This is a genomic window from Curvibacter sp. T50 (genome assembly GCF_057219955.1).
This window is the reverse complement of record NZ_JBXVVU010000001.1, coordinates 548,685-564,918: the sequence shown is the minus strand read 5'-3', so window position 1 is coordinate 564,918 and position 16,234 is coordinate 548,685. Positions and strand designations below refer to the sequence as shown.

Here is a 16,234-nt window from a genome sequence, read left to right as displayed (position 1 = left end):
CCGCTCGACTGAGCAACAACCGCTTGTCACTGTCGGGACGTCCGCAAGTATCAGACCTCAAGCCACTCCTGGCGTACCTGACTATCCCCTAGCAGCGCAGTACCGGCGCCTTCAAAGACCACCCTGCCCTGTCCCATCACTGCGATCCGGTCTGAAATCGTCAGCGCAATGGTGAGCTTCTGTTCGATCAGCAGAACCGAGACGCCCCGACTCCTGAGCGTCTTGAGGAAGCTGGCCACTTGCTCCACCACCTGCGGCGCGAGGCCTTCTGTCGGTTCGTCAATGATGACCAGTTGCGGCCCGCCCATCATCGTCCGGCACAGGGTCAGCATTTGCTGTTCACCGCCCGACAACACGCCCGCCTCGGTATCGCGCCGGCACGCCAGCGCCGGAAACAAGGCGTACATCTCGTCGAACGTCCAGGCATTTCCGCTCACAGGGGACCGCTTTTGCCCCAACAGCAGATTCTGGTGCACGGTCAAGGTCGGAAAGACATCACGGCCCTCCGGCACATATCCCAGGCCCGCACGGGCAATTTCATAGGGCCGTTCGCCCACCAGTTCCCGTCCATGCCATCGCACGCTACCCTCGGCCACCACCAGGCCCATCAGCGCCTTCGCGACCGTCGATCGACCAGAGCCGTTTCGCCCCAGCAGGGCAACAATTTCTCCGGAGCCGACGCACAGATCCACCCCATGCAGCACACGACTTGTTCCATAGCCAGCGTGGAGTGCGCGTACCTCCAACATGTCAACGACCCACTCTTTTCAGACCCGCGGTCTTCATCAACCCCAGGTAGGCGTCCTGGACCGCCGGGTTGGCGCGAACGGCCTGTGGTGTGTCAAATGCCAGCAACTCCCCATGGACCAAGACCGCAATCCGGTCTGCCAGTTCAAAGACAACCCCCATATCGTGTTCAACCGTCAGCAGGGTCTTGCCGGCCGTGACCTCGCGAATCAGGGCAATGAAGCGCGTCGTCTCGCTGTGGCTCATGCCTGACGTGGGTTCATCCAGCAGGATCACCGACGCTCCGCCTGCCACCGTCACCCCGATCTCGAGGGCGCGCTGTTCGGCATACGTCAGGTGTTTGACCAGCTCGTCGCGTTTATGCCCGAGACCCAGCCTGTCCATAAGCTGCCCGGCCCGCGTATTGGCATCCGCCAGGCCGGACAAGCGGCGCCAGACCGTGTAGCGGTAACCCAGACTCCAGAGAACGGCGCAACGCAGGTTGTCGAAGACACTGAGCTGGGAGAACAGGCTGGTAATCTGAAAGCTGCGCGCCAGTCCCAGACGGTTGATCGCAAACGGTCGCATGCCATCAATGCGTTTGCCCTGCAGGAAGACCTTCCCGCCACTGGGCGCATACCGGCCGCTCACCAGGTTGAACAGTGTGGACTTGCCGGCACCGTTGGGGCCGATCACCGCAATCCGCTCACCAGCGCGGACTGCAAGGCTGATGCCCCGAATGATCTCCGTATTGCCGAACCGCTTGTGGAGCTCGCACAGTTCCAGGGCCGGCGTCACGCAGGTTCCCCCGACGGCCGGTCAACCCGACCGTCTTGACCCTGGCGGTGGAATTCAGCCCACGCGCGGTCGAACGGCCTGCGGCTGACCGCAAACAACAAGGCGCCGACAACAAAAAGCAACGTAGCGCCGAACCAGACATCCAGTCGGCTCAGGTCCAGCGAGACACCCATGAGAACCAGTGTTGGCCCGAGAACCGCGTTGACCTGGCGGTGATAGATCATTTCGACCAACAGCACCCCCCCCAGCAGCATGACCGCGGCACTGGAGGCCAACGCCAGGTACGAGGCACCCACATTGCGCAAGCCCTTGGCCGCGACGTAGCGCAGGTGAACAACCACCAGGCTCGCAAGCCCACCCGGAGCGACCAGCACCATCACCACGAAAACCAGGCCGAGATACAGTAGCCACGCGGCGGTCAGCTCAGAAAGCCAGACCGAGGCGAGCACCATGAGCACCGCGCCAATGATCGGCCCGAAAAACAGGCTGGTTCCCCCCAGAACAACAAACAGCAGATAGGCCCCGGACCGCGCCGCGCCGACAACCTCGGAACTGACGATTTCGAACTGCAATGCGCCCAGACCGCCCGAAACTCCGGCAAAAAACCCGCTGACACAGAAGGCCAGGTAACGCACCATCTGCGGGTCGAAACCGATGAACTCCACCCGTTCGGGGTTGTCGCGCACCGCGTTGAGCAGCCGCCCCAATGGGGTGCGGGTAAAAGCGTACATCAGGAGGACACACACCAAGGTGTAGGCGGCGATCAGGTAATACAACTGGATCTGGGGGCCGAAAGTGATGCCAAACAGTCCGCTGCCTGTCACCCGGTTACCGGCAATCCCCGTTTCACCACCAAAAATTCCGGGGAACATCAAGGTGATGGCCCAGACCAGCTCCCCCACACCGAGGGTGATCATCGCAAAGGGAGTGGCGGCCCTGCGCGTCGACACCCATCCCAGCAGCAGTGCCATCGCCAGACCCGCAAGTCCCCCGACCAGCGGAATCAGACTGACCGGCAGCGCCAGACGGCCGGCCGAGACGAGGTTCAAGGTGTGAATTGCCATGAACGCACCCAGGCCGGAATAGACCGCATGCCCGAAGCTGAGCATGCCGCCCTGACCGAGCAGAATGTTGTAGGCCAGACAGACGATGATCGCGATACCGATCTGGCTGAGCAGCGTATGCGAGAAGGAACTGGACAGCGCCAGCGGGGCCAGAATCAGGATCAGGCCGAACATGCCCCAGGAAAAAGCCGTGCCCCAACGGCGGCTGCGGGACGGGAAATATTGTGTGAACACCGGTCAGCCCTCACGCACGCCAAAAAGGCCTCGCGGTCGAAAAACCAGCACCAGCACCAGCAACAGATACGGAAGAATGGCTGCGACCTGTGAAAAGCGCACCCTGAGCACCATCTCGGCGACACCGGCGGGCTCGGATGCCAGGCCCAGCCAGTGCACCACGTCGGCCAGACTTCGGTCACTGCCCGCCGCAAACGCGTCCAACAGGCCGATCAGCATGGAGGCGACGAAGGCGCCCCGCACCGAGCCCAGGCCACCGACCACAACCACGACAAAAACGATCGAACCGACCGTCGCCGCCATGGCCGGCTCGGTCACAAACTGCGCGCCGCCCACGGCACCGGCCAGACCAGCCAACGCCGCACCGCCCCCGAAAACCAGCATGAAAACCCGCGGCACGTTGTGTCCGAGTGCCTCCAGGGTCTGGGGATGCGTCAGCGCAGCCTGAATGATCAGGCCAAGCCGGGACTTCTTCAGGACCAGACTCAGACAGGCCAGCATGGCCAGCGCAACTCCCATCAGGAACAGCCGATACGCAGGGAATTGGGTGCCGTAGATACTGAACGCTGCGAAATCCAGCTCCGGCGGTTTGCGATAGTCCACCGCCGAACGCCCCCAGATCAACTGAACCACCTCGACGATCAGATAACTCAGCCCGAAAGTGATCAGCAGTTCCGGCACATGGCCGAACGCATGAGCCCGGCGGAGCAAAAAGCGCTGAAACAAGGCACCAAGGCCACCGACCACCAGCGGCGCGATCAGGAGTCCCGGCCAGAATCCCGCCACTTCGCTGACGGAGTAACCGATGTAGGCCCCCAGCATGTAGAAACTGGCATGGGCAAAGTTCAGTACACCCATCATGCTGAAGATCAGCGTGAGGCCTGAACTGAGCATGAACAGCAGCAAACCGTAGCTAAGACCGTTGAGCAGGGAAACCGCGAAATACTCCATGGAAACCAGCCGATTGCAGGAACGAGAGCCCTCGGCCGCCGGCTCAGTGCCTCAGGCGGCGAAAGGAAGAAGCAGAAAACGCTAGGTTATTCATAGCTACAAACGACCTTTTCACGCTGGGTATTGCCCATTTCTCGCGAAAAACGCCGCAAACGACCGTTTGGGGGCAGAAGGAATTGTCGTGGAGCCCTCAGGTTCAGACTCCCGGCAGGGTGTAGTCCTTGAGCAGGTCCCGAAGCCGGGTCTTGAGCATCTTGCCCGTCGCCCCGATCGGAATGGCATCGACGAACACCACGTCGTCCGGAATCTGCCACTTGGCGGTCTTGCCTTCGTAATAGGCCAGCAGCTCCTCGCGCGTGACCTCGGCGCCAGGCTTTCTGACCACCACCACGATCGGGCGCTCGTCCCATTTCGGGTGCCGCATGCCCACACAGGCGGCCATCGCGACGGCCGGGTGGCCCATGGCGATGTTTTCCACGTCGATGGAGCTGATCCATTCGCCGCCGGACTTGATCACGTCCTTGCTGCGGTCGGTGATCTGCATGTAGCCGTCGGCGTCGATGGTGGCCACGTCGCCGGTGGGAAACCAGCCTTCGACCAGTGGGTCGCCGCCTTCGCCCTTGAAGTATTCGCGCACCACCCAGGGGCCGCGCACCAGCAGATCGCCCGCGGCCTTGCCATCCCACGGCAGCTCGGAACCGTTGTCGCCGATGATCTTCATGTCGATGCCGAAAATGGCCCGGCCCTGCTTGAGGCGGATCTTCATCCGTTCGTCGTCGGACAGGCTCTGGTGCTTGTTCTTGAGCGTGCACAACGTGCCCAGCGGGCTCAGCTCGGTCATGCCCCAGGCGTGCAGCACGTCCACGCCGTACTCGTCCTTGAAGGCCGCGATCATGGCGGGCGGGCAAGCCGAGCCGCCGATGACCGTGCGCCTGAGCGTCGAGAAGCGCAGACCAGCCGGCTTCATGTGGCCCAGCAGCATCTGCCACACCGTGGGCACACCGGCGGCATAGGTCACCCCCTCGCCTTCGATCAGCTCGTAGACCGATTTGCCGTCCAGCGCCGGGCCCGGGAAAACCAGTTTGGCGCCGGTCAGCGCCGCCGAATACGGAATGCCCCAGGCGTTGACGTGGAACATCGGCACCACGGGCAGGATGGCGTCGCGCGCGCTCAGGCACATCACGTCCGGCAGCGCCGCCGCATACGCGTGCAGGATGGTCGACCGGTGGCTGTACAGCGCGCCTTTGGGGTTGCCGGTGGTGCCGCTGGTGTAGCACAGGCTGGACGCCGAGTTTTCGTCAAAACGCGGCCAGGCGTAGGTGCTGGGATGGCCGGCGATCCATGCTTCGTAGCTGACCAGGTTCGGAATGCCCGTGCCCTGCGGCAGTTTGTCGGCGTCGCCCAGGGCCACCCACCGGCGCACCGTGGGGCAGTGGGCGTGCACCGCCTGGATCAGCGGCAGAAAGGTCATGTCGAAGCACAGCACCTGGTCTTCGGCATGGTTCACGATCCAGGCGATCTGCTCCGGGTGCAGGCGTGGGTTGATGGTGTGCAGCACACGGCCGGAGCCGCTCACGCCAAAGTACAGCTCCAGGTGGCGGTAGCCGTTCCAGGCCAGCGTGGCCACGCGGTCGCTGAACGCCAGCTGTTCCGCGTCCAGCGCATGGGCCACCTGGCGTGAACGCCCGGCCACATCGCGCCAGGCGTAGCGGTGGATGTCGCCTTCAACCCGGCGCGAGACGATCTCGCCATCACCGTGGTGTTTTTCCGCAAAGTCGATCAGCGACGAGATCAGCAGCGGTTGGTTTTGCATCAGGCCCAACATGGGACAGTCTCCTTCGTTCGAATGGCTCGGGTGTCGATCACGAAGGCGTATCGTATCCGCGGGCCCCCGCCAACGGGCTGCGGCTGGGGAAACCCTGTCTCAGCCCGGACAGTTTCCAAGGGAAAACCCGTGGCGAGGCCGGGCCGCAGGCACAATCGCGCCATGACCGCTCCCTACTCCACGGCCGTTCGCCTGTTTCTTGCCGAACAGGCCTGGTTCAACGCCCTCTCGCCGGAATTCCAGGCGCGGGTAGGCAACGCCTGTACCGTTCAACGCGGCAGCAAAGGTGAGGTTTTGCTGCAATCCGGGCAGCCGGTGGAAGGCTGGTACGCGGTTCTGACCGGCCTGGTCAAGCTGCAAAGTTGCACGGACGATGGGCGGGTCTCTGCCTTCCTGGGTGTGCCGGCCGGTGAATGGTTCGGCGAAGGTTCCGCTTTGAAATCGGAGGTTCGTCGTTACGAAGTGATTGCCCTGCGTGATACCACCGTGATGTGTCTGCCGCTGGAACACTTCCAGGCGCTGTTCCGGCAGGATCTGACGTTCAATCAGTGCCTCGTGGCACACCTGAACCGGCGTCTGGGTCAGGCCATGGCCGTGGTCGAGGCAGGCCGCCTGCGTTCACCCGAACAGCGCGTAGCTTTGTACCTGAGCCGGCTTTTCTGGCCAGGCGCCCGCCAGCTCGCACTCAGCCAGGAAGAGCTTGGGCACCTTGCCGGCCTCGCGCGCCAGACGGTCAACCGGGCACTGGGCGCACTGGAGGAACAGGGCTTGATTACCCTGGAGTTCGGACGGGTCACCATCCTCGACGAAGCCGCGCTGACTGCCGTGGCCTTGATGCCGCCGATACGACGCGGTTGACCACCACACGTGGCTTTGGCCCCGGCGGCGGCCAAACACCCCTTCGCCGCTGGGGAATACCGCTTGCCGTACCGTATCGACCACAGTCACCCACACGAGGCGCACACCCCAGCCTTGCGCTATTGAACGGAGAGCACCCATGGACACGCCCAAACTGCCCGAAACCGATGACCAGTGGCGGGCCCATCTGGCGGCCCGCGATGCCGAGCCGCTGGCCTTTGAGGTCACCCGCCGCGCGGCGACCGAGCGACCTTTTACCGGACGGTACGAGAATTTTTGGGTCGATGGCCGATACCACTGCATCTGCTGCGGTCAGCACCTGTTTGATGCCGACACCAAGTTCGATGCCGGTTGTGGCTGGCCCAGCTTCTATCACGCCCGCCCAGGTGCCATTACCGAACGCATTGACCGCAGCCACGGCATGGTGCGCGCCGAAACGGTGTGCAGCCGATGCGGCGCCCACCTCGGCCATGTGTTCAACGATGGCCCCGAACCGTCGGGTCTGCGCTATTGCATGAATTCTGCCGCGCTGCAGCACACCAAAGCATGAGGACGCTCGCCGAAACCGGGTTGTCGTTTCTGGACCTGGTCGCTGTTCGCGAGGGCGGCACCATCGCCCAAGCGCTGTCTCTGGCGCTGCGAACGGCACAACATGCCGAGAGCCTGGGCTTCACACGGTACTGGCTGGCGGAGCACCACAACATGCCGGGAATTGCCAGCTCCGCGACGGCGGTGCTGATCGGACACATTGCCGGTGGAACCCACCGCATACGCGTCGGTTCCGGGGGGGTCATGCTGCCCAACCATGCCCCGCTGGTCGTTGCCGAAGCCTTTGGCACCTTGGCCGAGCTGTACCCCGGGCGCATCGACCTGGGGCTGGGCCGTGCGCCCGGGACCGATCCCCACACGCTGCGCGCCCTCCGGCGCGACCGCGTCGAGCGCGAAGAGGACTTTCCCCGCGACGTCGAGGAGTTGCAACGCCTTCTGGGGCCCGCGCAACCCGGTCAGCGTCTGGTTGCCATTCCAGGCGCGGGCAGCGAGGTACCCATCTGGCTGCTGGGCTCCAGCCTGTTCTCCGCCCGATTGGCGGGGCAACGGGGCCTGCCGTACGCCTTTGCATCCCATTTCGCGCCGGCGCTGTTGCATGAGGCGCTGGCCGTCTACCGAAGCAGCTTCCAGCCATCGCCCCGATGCGAGCGCCCCCGCGTCATCGTGGGGGTTCCGGTCATCGCGGCCGCCAGTGATGACGAGGCGAACTGGCTTGCCAGCAGCGTCGAACAACGGATCTATGGCATCCTGACCGGCCGGCGCGGGCGCCTGCAACCACCGGTGGAGGGCTTTCGGGCGCAACTGGACGACCACGCTCGGCGCGCACTGGACGATTTCCTGGCCTGTGCGGTGTTTGGCGGACCCCAGCGGGTCCGCGAGGGACTGGCCCGCCACCTCGAAGCCACACAGGCCGACGAGTTCATGGTCGTCACGGATGTTTTCGATCCCGAACTGCGACTGCGCTCGCTGAGTCTGACGGCGGCCGCCATGGAGCGGCGCTATCGCTGAGAGCCGCCCCAGAGGGCCAACACGCCAGGGACCCGCCCGGGCCCGGATCCGGCCTGCCCGGGCAGCCCCTGGCCGGCGGGGGCAAGGCAGCAGACACGATAATCCGGCGCATGCGACTTCTGATCGATTTTTTCCCCATTGCGCTGTTTGTCCTGGCCTACAAGATGCAGGGCATCTACGCCGCCACGGGGGTGCTCATGGCAGCCACCGTCGTCCAGACCGGACTGATCTATGCCATGGACCGCAAGCTGCAAACCATCCACAAGGTCACACTCGCCCTGGTGCTGGTTTTCGGCAGCCTGACCCTGTTCCTGCAGGACGAACGCTTCATCAAATGGAAACCCACTGTGCTGTACGCCAGCATGGCGCTGGTGCTCGCGATTGCCATCCTGGTCTGGAAGAAAAATTTCCTGCAGGCCTTGCTGGGCAGCCAGTTGAGTTTGCCTGACTTGGTCTGGAACCGTCTGGCCGCGGCATGGATCGCTTACTTCCTCTTCATGGCGGGCATCAACGCCTGGTTTGCCGCCTTCCATACGACGGATGAATGGGTGGATTTCAAGTTGTGGGGCTACATCTTTCCGGTGGCGTTCATCATTGCGCAAGGGCTCTATATCGCCCGCTTCATCAAGGATGATGGCGAGGCGGGCAAACCATGAACACCTCTGCCGGCGGCATTCCGACCGCGCCCGCACTGGAGGCCGATCTGCGCGCCGCACTCGCTCCGCGTTTTCTTGAGGTGCTCGATGAGAGCGCCGCCCATGCCGGCCACGCGGGCGCCAACGGACTCGGCTATGGCACCCATTTTCGCGTGCGCATCGGCGGTCCGGCGTTCGCCGGACTCAGCCGCGTCCGGCAACACCGCCTTGTGTATGATGCGCTGCAAAAATACCTCGACAAGGGCCTGCACGCGCTGGCCATCGAAATCGTCTGATCCCCAATTTGTCATTTTTTTATAGCGTCAACGCACCTTTTGACGCTGGCTATCAAGGAAAAACCATGAAAAAACCGCTCCTGGCCGCGCTGTCGGCCCTGACCCTGGTGCTGGCCGCCCCCGCCATCGCCCAGAACGTCGCCATCGTCAACGGCAAGGCGGTACCCAAGGCCCGCCTGACCGCACTGGAGCAGCAGCTCGCGCGTTCCGGCCGCCCCGTGGGTCCGGAAGCGGCCGCCCAACTGCGTGAGGAAGTCATCATGCGGGAAATCTTCATGCAGGAAGCGCAGCGCCGCGGCTTGGAGACTGGCGCCGACTACCGCAATCAAGTCGAACTGGCCCGCCAGACCATCCTGATCCGTGAGCTTTTCGCCGACGTACAGAAGAAAAACGCGGTGACCGATGCCGAGGCCAAGGCCGAGTACGACAAGTTTGTCACGGCCAATGGCGGCAAAGAATATCGGGCTCGTCATATCCTGGTCGAGAAGGAAGACGAGGCCAAAGCCTTGATCGACCAGATCAAGAAGGGCGCGAAATTCGAAGAGCTGGCCAAGAAATCGTCCAAGGACCCCGGATCCGGCGCCAATGGCGGCGATCTGGACTGGGCCAATGCCGGCAGCTATGTGAAAGAGTTCTCTGACGCCATGGTCAAACTGCCCAAAGGCCAGATGACCGACACACCGGTCAAGAGCCAGTTCGGCTGGCACATCATCCGTGTCGACGACACGCGCGAGGCCGAGTTGCCCAAGTTCGAAGAGGTCAAGCCGCAGATCGTGCAGCAACTGCAACAACAGAAGATCGCCAAGTTCCAGGAAGACCTGCGCGCCAAGGCGAAGATTCAGTAACCGGATAGCAACTCAGGTCTCGGAGAAAAAAAGCGACCCGCGGGTCGCTTTTTTCGTTCGCGCGGCAGTCCTTGACAAGCCTTGCGCTTCTGGTCACGGGTTCACAGCCTCGCAGAAAAGCGACTGTGCCCTGCGCCCCTGCGGGGGGTACGCCGTTCAGCTTCCGGTCGGGTTGGCACAAGCCATCTCGAAGTCAATGGTGGTGCCGACCGTCGATGTCGTGTTGCCAAGGATAAGAATTTGTAAGCTCGATTTGTCTGCACGGCGACGGGTTCCTTCTGCCGTGAAGTCATATGCAATATTGGATGAAGGCAACCCCTTGAACACTACCCGACCATCGGCATCGGTGTAACCGGAAAGAGTCCTGCCGTACAAGTCTGCACCGATTGGCGGCCGGTACCCGGTAACCGTTGTTCGCACAGGTCGAGTGCCCGAACCATCAGGACAGGATTCGGTGACGCGGACCTCAACGGAAACGGGGGGAATTGCCGGCCACTGCATGGTCACCGTGTTCTGCGCGCAGTAGTCCGCCACGGGCACCTCCGCGAGCAAGCTCTGATCCGAGGATCGTCTGACCAAAATGGACGCCGCCCGGCTCTCACCGGGGAGAAACAGACTATCCAGGAGGGGAACCCTCCACTCGTCGTCCATCCGTTGGCCGAAAGAATATTGTGGCCAAGCAAGCCAGGTTAACCCTTGGCGTGTGACGTAGACATCAACGGTGTCGTCATCGGAAATCGTCGGCGGCCAGCCGGTCAGCAGCACGGAACCCGTGTTGCAACGAACCGAACCCTCCGGCGGATTGGCCGGGTCGATCGGGTCCAACGCCGCGCGGGTTGAAAAAGACGCGGTCTGAAACTCCAGAACCAGCCCACCACCGACGGCCTTCACGACACCTGCAGGGCCCGCATCCCATCGCCCCGTCGTTTCGTTCCAGACCGAAACCGGAAAGCTGTCGCCGGGCAGGAGAGGACCGGATCGGTCTGCCCGGCGGGTACCGGCCGCCAGGGGCATCTGCACCGTGACGGGACTGCTGAACCGGGTAAAACGGTTGCCTGCGGCATCCTGCAGCGTCGTCGTCACCATGCCGGCAACCCGCACCGGACGACCTTCGGCGGTACGTGCGCCACCCGGGATGGCCGCAAGCCCCTCTGCGGCAGCGGTGGACGGCGAAGTGATCGACAAAGTCAGCGTTCCGGCGGGAGGCTGGCCGGCCGCGTTGGTGATCCGGACGCCTGCGGGGATGGAGACGCCGGCCGGTGCCAGCACTTCGGCGACGCCCGTCACGTTGGTTACGGTCTTGGCCGGAGTGGTCGCGGCGACCGTCGCCGCGACCACGCCATTGGTAGTCGGCGCGGGCGCCGCCGCAGCCACGATGGGTACGGCACTGGCGTTCAATGCGGCAACATTGCGGCTGTTGGTCACCAGGATATCGATCACGCGCACCGCGCCGGACGCGGTGACGTCCACCGTGGCGGACCCGTCTGACCATCCCGCGGCACGGCTCTGGGTACGTATCGTCAGACGGGAGCCCGCCGATACATTGGGCGCGGTTCCGAACGCGGCCGTTCCGTCGCGCACCGTCAGGCTGGTGACGGCGGCGTTGTCCAGATTGACGACACCGGCACCCGAAAAACTCACCGTGGTTGCATCTGTGACCAACGCGCCCGTCGCGGCATCCCGCACCGTGACAAGGTATTTGGCCGCCGAGGCGAGCGCGGCGGTAGGCGGAGTCGTCGGCACCAGCGCGACGGTCGGCTCGGTGCCGCCGCCGCACGCGACCAGACCGACGGCGCCTGCGGATCCTGCCGCAACGGCAATGGCTATTCGCCGAAAGGTCTTGAGTTGATCTGTTTTCATGGGCTCTTTCTCAGATTGGACGAACCATGACCATGCCTGAGTGCCCACGAAAAACCCCCACCCGTTCGGGGGAACGTTCGCCGGCTGCGGATGTTGGTGTGCGTGCCGCCGACCACGCGCGGCGTAGGGGAGGATTCAGCGCAGCGCCGCCACCGCCATGAACGCCCCGATCATCACGGGCTGGTGCAGCATGTACCAGGTCAGACTCCAGCGCCCCAGAAAAGCGAGCGGTTGCACCCCAACCACCGAGGCGCGACTGAGCCAGCGCGGCCGCTCGGTCTGCACCCACTGCCCCGCCGCCACCCCCCACCACACCACGCCCAGCCAGGGGAAAACCGGCACATAGTCCTCCGTGAACGGCTTGCGACTGACCAGGCCCAGCCAGTTGAGGGCTTTCCCGTCAAAAATCGACGAAAATTCGGGCATACCCAGCGCAAAATGGCCACTTTTTGCTATCAAAGGCATAGTGATGGCGAGCAAGCCTGCCGGCCACAACCAGCGCCCCCAGCCGGCGCTCAGGCGGGCAACGATGAGCATCACGGCCAGCCCGTGCAAAACGCCGAAATGAATGTAGGACTTCGGATACATCCAGTACGAACCCGCCGAAACCAGCACGGCGCAACCGGCTACCTGGGCCCATCGCCGCCAGAAGCGTCCCCAGCGCTGCCCTTGCCGGACCGCAATCGCCTGGCCGAAACCGGCAGCGAACAGAAACAGGCTGACGATGGCGGTGCGTTGGCTGGTCCAGAACGGATCGCCAAGAAAGTTCTGCCGGATGTAGCCGAACGCATTGAGGTCGAAACAGAAATGAAACCCCGTCATCCACACGATGGCCAGCCCCCGAAAGGCATCGAGGGTGTCATGGCGTGGGGGGCTTGTCAGAGGCGGAACAGCGCTTGCGTGCATGACGCAACCTTACCGCAAGCCGGTTTGCGAGCGGCGGCAACCGTCCGCTATAGTGCTCCTCGCCTCCATTGACCGGGAATTCACCATGCCCCAGAAACTCGTTGCGCGCCTGACCACCGGCGCGGTCAGCCTGGCCCTGCTACTGGCACCCTTGCCGGCACTCGCAGACCAGACCATTCATTGCCGAAGCGGCGGATTCAATTACCGATACTGCCCCATTGAAACCCACGGACGAGTCGAACTGGTGCGACAAACCTCATTCATCGAATGTCGTGAAGGTCGCAACTGGGGACATGACCGCAATGGCGTCTGGGTCGACAACGGATGCGCCGGTGATTTTCGGGTCGGTCGCGACAGCAGTGGCGGCAAAGCCGTTGCAGCGCTGATCGGGCTTGCTGCCATTGCCGCCATTGCGTCCAGCAAAAGCAAGCAGGACTCGCAAGAGGTCGCCAGTTGGGCAGTAGGCAACTTCAGCGGCTACGACCGCGTTGAAAGAGTTCAGGTGGAACTCAACATTCTGCCGGGCGGGTCGTTGACGGGTCGCGCGGGCACAAACGCATTCAGCGGCAACCTCCAGGGCGACAGCCTCCAGGCGGGCCGACAGCGCTTCCGGATCGCACCGCAGGGAAACGGATTTGTCGCGACCAGTGACAACAACCCGGGCAATCAGATCGTTTTCCAAAGAACTGGTAGCGGCTATTGAGTCCCGCGTCGAATGAACAGGAGCTTTTTTATGTTTGCACCGAATCATCGCAACCGTTTCGCCGGATTCCTCTGCGCGGCATGGCTGGCACTCGGCGGCGGCGCTGCGGCTCAAACGGCCAGCAACTGGAGCCCCGCTGAAGCGCCCGACGCGTCGTCCACCCTCGGGCGGCGCGGGCCTGCGGTTGACATTCCGCCGGTCTACCGCGGTCCGTCCATCGACACCCTCGCCACGGTCCGTGTGCGCGGGCAGTTGCGGGTTGGCGTGGTGGCCGTGGAGCCCATGGTCATGCACAACCGCCAGGGCGAGTTGGTGGGCTTCAGCGTCGACCTGGCCCGAAAACTGGCGGCCGATATCGGTGTCGGCGTGGAGTTTGTGCCGACATCGTGGCCCCAGTTGATGCCCGACCTGCTTGATCGTCGCTTTGACGTGATCATCACCGGACTGTGGGTGACGGTTCCGCGGGCCCTGATCGTCAATTACACCCAGCCCACGGCGGTCGAAGGGGTCCACCTGATGGCCAGTCGGGCGCGTGCCGGTAGCTGGCGCAACCTTCAGGACTACAACCAGAGCGGCGTTACCCTGGCTGTCAACGCCGGCAGTGAGCAGGAGAAAGTGGCTCAGCGGCTCTTCCCGCGCGCCAACCTGTTGCGAGTCGACATCGACACCGTCACCCCGGTGCTGGAAAACAAGGCCCATGCGGCACTGGTTTCCACCATGGCACCGGAAGCACTGCTCCAGCGCACGGGCGATCGGCTGTTTGCGCCCCTGGCGGACCCGGTCAGTCGCACTCCGGCTGCCATGGCGATCCGCAAGGGTGACGGCGACTTCCTGAGTTTCCTCAACACCTGGATCGACCTGCAACGTGAACAGGGCTGGCTGGCTGAGCGTGCTGCCCATTGGGCACACAATACCGACTGGCTGAAGTAATCCCCCGTCCACATTGAGGTGGACGCGCCCTTTTGCACCGCCTTGCGGGGCGGGCAGCGGGGATAATTGAGCCATGTCCCTGCAGCCCCACCAACTCGAACTGCTCGCCCCCGCGCGCGACGCCGACATCGGCATCGAAGCCGTGAACCACGGCGCCGACGCCGTCTACATCGGCGGGCCTTCCTTCGGTGCCCGCTCCAGCGCCGACAACCGGGTGCAGGACATCGCCCGGCTGGTGAAACACGCGCACCGCTTCGGCAGCCGCATCTTCGTCACCCTCAACACCATCCTGCGCGACGACGAACTGGAGCCGGCGCGCAAGCTGGCCTGGCAGCTGTATGACGCGGGCGTCGATGCGCTGATCATCCAGGATATGGGTCTGCTGGAGATCGACCTGCCCCCGATCCAGCTGCATGCCAGCACGCAGACCGACATCCGCACGCCCGAAAAAGCTCGCTTCCTGCAGGACGTGGGCCTGAACCAGATCGTGCTGGCGCGCGAGCTGACGCTGGAGCAGATCGCCGCCATCCGTGCCGCCACCGACCCGGCTCGCTGCACGCTCGAATTTTTCATCCACGGCGCGCTGTGTGTGGCCTACAGCGGCCAGTGCTACATCAGCGAAGCCCACACCGGGCGCAGCGCCAACCGCGGCGACTGCTCCCAGGCCTGCCGCCTGCCCTACCAGGTGACCGATGCCCAGGGCCGCTTCATCGCGCACGACAAGCACGTGCTGTCGATGAAGGACAACAACCAGAGCGACAACCTGCGCGCGCTGATCGACGCTGGCGCCCGCAGCTTCAAAATTGAGGGCCGCTACAAGGACATGGGCTACGTGAAGAACATCACCGCCCACTACCGCACCCTGTTCGACGCCATCCTGGAGGAGCGGCCCGAGCTGGCACGCGGCTCCTCGGGCCGCTGCACCTTCAGCTTCACACCCGATCCGGACCAGAACTTCAACCGCGAGTTCACCGATTACTTCGTCAATGGCCGCCAGATCGACATCGGCGCCTTCGATTCGCCCAAGAACCCGGGTCGCGCCATCGGCTGGGTGACGAAGACCGGGCCCAACTTCCTCGAATTCGAGGCGGACGACCCGGCGCTGGTGCTGCACAACGGCGACGGCCTGTGCTACCACGACCTGCAAAAGGAGCTGGTCGGTGTGCAGATCAACCGCGCCGAGCCCGCGGGCGCGCCCGGCCACTGGCGCGCGTACCCGAAAGATCCGATGGCCGGCTTCAAGGACCTGCGCAAGGGCACCCGCATCAACCGCAACCGCGACATGGACTGGGTGCGCGGCCTGGAGAAGAAATCCGCCGAGCGGCGCATCGGCGTGTGGCTGCGGCTGTCCGAGACGCCCGACGGCCTGCGCCTGATCCTCACCGATGAGGACGGCCACACCGGCGAAGCCACACTCACCCTGCCATTCCAGGCCGCGAAAAACCCGGAGCAGGCTCTGGACACCCTGCGTGGGCAACTTGCACGTCTGGGCGACACGATTTTTGAGCCCCTGGACGTGGCCATCGAGCTGCCCCGCCCGTGGTTTGTGCCGGCATCCCAGCTCAACACGCTGAGGCGCGCCGCCACCGAGGCGCTGGAATGCGCCCGCGCCGCCGCCTGGCAGCGGCTGCCCCGCGCCCGGCCGGTGGACCCGCCGGCCACCTACCCGGAAGACACGCTGACCTACCTGGCCAACGTGTTCAACCACAAGGCGCGCGACTTCTACGCAAAACACGGCGTCCAGGTCATCGCCGCCGCCTACGAAAGCCATGAGGAGGAAGGCGAGGTCAGCCTCATGATCACCAAACACTGCGTGCGCTGGTCCATGAGCCTGTGCCCGAAGCAGGCCAAAGGCGTCACCGGCGTGCAGGGCACGATACGGGCGGAACCGTTGACGCTGGTCAATGGCAACGAAAAACTCACCTTGCGTTTCGACTGCAAGCCTTGTGAAATGCATGTGGTGGGCCGCATGCGGCGTCAAATCCTGACCCGGCCGCAGCCCCTGACCTTCTACAAGACCCGCCCGACATCCGGGCAATGACGATC

General features: G+C 63.8%; 16 protein-coding genes. 9 read left to right on the top strand and 7 right to left on the bottom strand.

The features are described from left to right. Positions 1 to 50: 50 nt before the first annotated feature. The 5 genes from AC2EBU_RS02665 to AC2EBU_RS02645 form a co-directional block, all read right to left on the bottom strand. Positions 51 to 749 carry an ABC transporter ATP-binding protein gene (locus AC2EBU_RS02665; RefSeq protein WP_484608834.1) on the bottom strand — a complete coding sequence of 233 codons (699 nt, stop codon included), beginning with the start codon at positions 747 to 749 and terminating at the stop codon, positions 51 to 53. 1 nt (position 750) lies between these two features. Continuing rightward, on the bottom strand, positions 751 to 1,524 hold the full coding sequence (locus AC2EBU_RS02660) for an ABC transporter ATP-binding protein (RefSeq protein WP_484608833.1): 774 nt from the start codon (positions 1,522 to 1,524) through the stop codon (positions 751 to 753). Further along, positions 1,521 to 2,822: a branched-chain amino acid ABC transporter permease gene (locus tag AC2EBU_RS02655; protein WP_484608832.1), complete on the bottom strand. Its 1,302-nt coding sequence runs from the start codon at positions 2,820 to 2,822 to the stop codon at positions 1,521 to 1,523. The genes AC2EBU_RS02660 and AC2EBU_RS02655 overlap by 4 nt, the downstream gene beginning before the upstream one ends. A gap of 3 nt (positions 2,823 to 2,825) precedes the next feature. Further along, a complete protein-coding gene (locus AC2EBU_RS02650) occupies positions 2,826 to 3,773 on the bottom strand; it encodes a branched-chain amino acid ABC transporter permease (RefSeq protein ID WP_484608831.1) in 948 nt (315 codons plus the stop codon). Between the two features lie 196 nt (positions 3,774 to 3,969). Continuing rightward, positions 3,970 to 5,598, bottom strand: a complete 1,629-nt coding sequence (locus AC2EBU_RS02645) for a 3-(methylthio)propionyl-CoA ligase (protein WP_484608830.1) — start codon at positions 5,596 to 5,598, stop codon at positions 3,970 to 3,972. A gap of 162 nt (positions 5,599 to 5,760) precedes the next feature. Between AC2EBU_RS02645 and AC2EBU_RS02640 the strand changes: the two genes are divergently transcribed. The 6 genes from AC2EBU_RS02640 (at position 5,761) to AC2EBU_RS02615 (ending at position 9,789) form a co-directional block, all read left to right on the top strand. Further along, positions 5,761 to 6,456 (top strand): Crp/Fnr family transcriptional regulator, encoded by a 696-nt coding sequence (locus AC2EBU_RS02640; protein WP_484608829.1) that lies wholly within the window; start codon positions 5,761 to 5,763, stop codon positions 6,454 to 6,456. A 139-nt stretch (positions 6,457 to 6,595) separates the two neighbouring features. Next, the gene (msrB, locus tag AC2EBU_RS02635) at positions 6,596 to 7,006 is read left to right on the top strand and encodes a peptide-methionine (R)-S-oxide reductase MsrB (protein WP_484608828.1); all 411 of its coding nucleotides are present in this window, start codon (positions 6,596 to 6,598) and stop codon (positions 7,004 to 7,006) included. Continuing rightward, the gene (locus AC2EBU_RS02630; RefSeq protein WP_484608827.1) at positions 7,003 to 8,013 is read left to right on the top strand and encodes an LLM class flavin-dependent oxidoreductase; all 1,011 of its coding nucleotides are present in this window, start codon (positions 7,003 to 7,005) and stop codon (positions 8,011 to 8,013) included. The genes msrB and AC2EBU_RS02630 overlap by 4 nt, the downstream gene beginning before the upstream one ends. 110 nt (positions 8,014 to 8,123) lie before the next feature. Continuing rightward, the gene (locus AC2EBU_RS02625) at positions 8,124 to 8,669 is read left to right on the top strand and encodes a septation protein A (protein WP_484608826.1); all 546 of its coding nucleotides are present in this window, start codon (positions 8,124 to 8,126) and stop codon (positions 8,667 to 8,669) included. Beyond that, on the top strand, positions 8,666 to 8,944 hold the full coding sequence (locus AC2EBU_RS02620; RefSeq protein WP_484608825.1) for a BolA family protein: 279 nt from the start codon (positions 8,666 to 8,668) through the stop codon (positions 8,942 to 8,944). Before AC2EBU_RS02625 ends, AC2EBU_RS02620 begins: the two co-directional genes overlap by 4 nt. Before the next feature lie 65 nt (positions 8,945 to 9,009). After that, the gene (locus AC2EBU_RS02615) at positions 9,010 to 9,789 is read left to right on the top strand and encodes a peptidylprolyl isomerase (protein WP_484608824.1); all 780 of its coding nucleotides are present in this window, start codon (positions 9,010 to 9,012) and stop codon (positions 9,787 to 9,789) included. A gap of 156 nt (positions 9,790 to 9,945) precedes the next feature. On the opposite strand, the gene AC2EBU_RS02610 is transcribed toward AC2EBU_RS02615, so the two are convergent. Continuing rightward, positions 9,946 to 11,649: a hypothetical protein gene (locus AC2EBU_RS02610; protein ID WP_484608823.1), complete on the bottom strand. Its 1,704-nt coding sequence runs from the start codon at positions 11,647 to 11,649 to the stop codon at positions 9,946 to 9,948. A gap of 135 nt (positions 11,650 to 11,784) precedes the next feature. Next, positions 11,785 to 12,555 (bottom strand): heparan-alpha-glucosaminide N-acetyltransferase, encoded by a 771-nt coding sequence (locus AC2EBU_RS02605; protein ID WP_484608822.1) that lies wholly within the window; start codon positions 12,553 to 12,555, stop codon positions 11,785 to 11,787. An 85-nt stretch (positions 12,556 to 12,640) separates the two neighbouring features. On the opposite strand from AC2EBU_RS02605, the gene AC2EBU_RS02600 reads away from it, so the two are divergent. From AC2EBU_RS02600 to AC2EBU_RS02590, 3 genes are all read left to right on the top strand, one after another. Beyond that, complete coding sequence (locus AC2EBU_RS02600; protein WP_484608821.1) at positions 12,641 to 13,258, top strand: DUF3011 domain-containing protein; 618 nt, start codon at positions 12,641 to 12,643, stop codon at positions 13,256 to 13,258. A 30-nt stretch (positions 13,259 to 13,288) separates the two neighbouring features. Next, entirely contained in the window at positions 13,289 to 14,188 is a 900-nt protein-coding gene (locus tag AC2EBU_RS02595) for a transporter substrate-binding domain-containing protein (protein ID WP_484608820.1), read from the top strand. A gap of 73 nt (positions 14,189 to 14,261) precedes the next feature. After that, positions 14,262 to 16,229, top strand: coding sequence for a peptidase U32 family protein (locus AC2EBU_RS02590; RefSeq protein WP_484608819.1), 1,968 nt, complete (start codon positions 14,262 to 14,264; stop codon positions 16,227 to 16,229). The last annotated feature ends 5 nt before the right edge of the window (positions 16,230 to 16,234 follow it).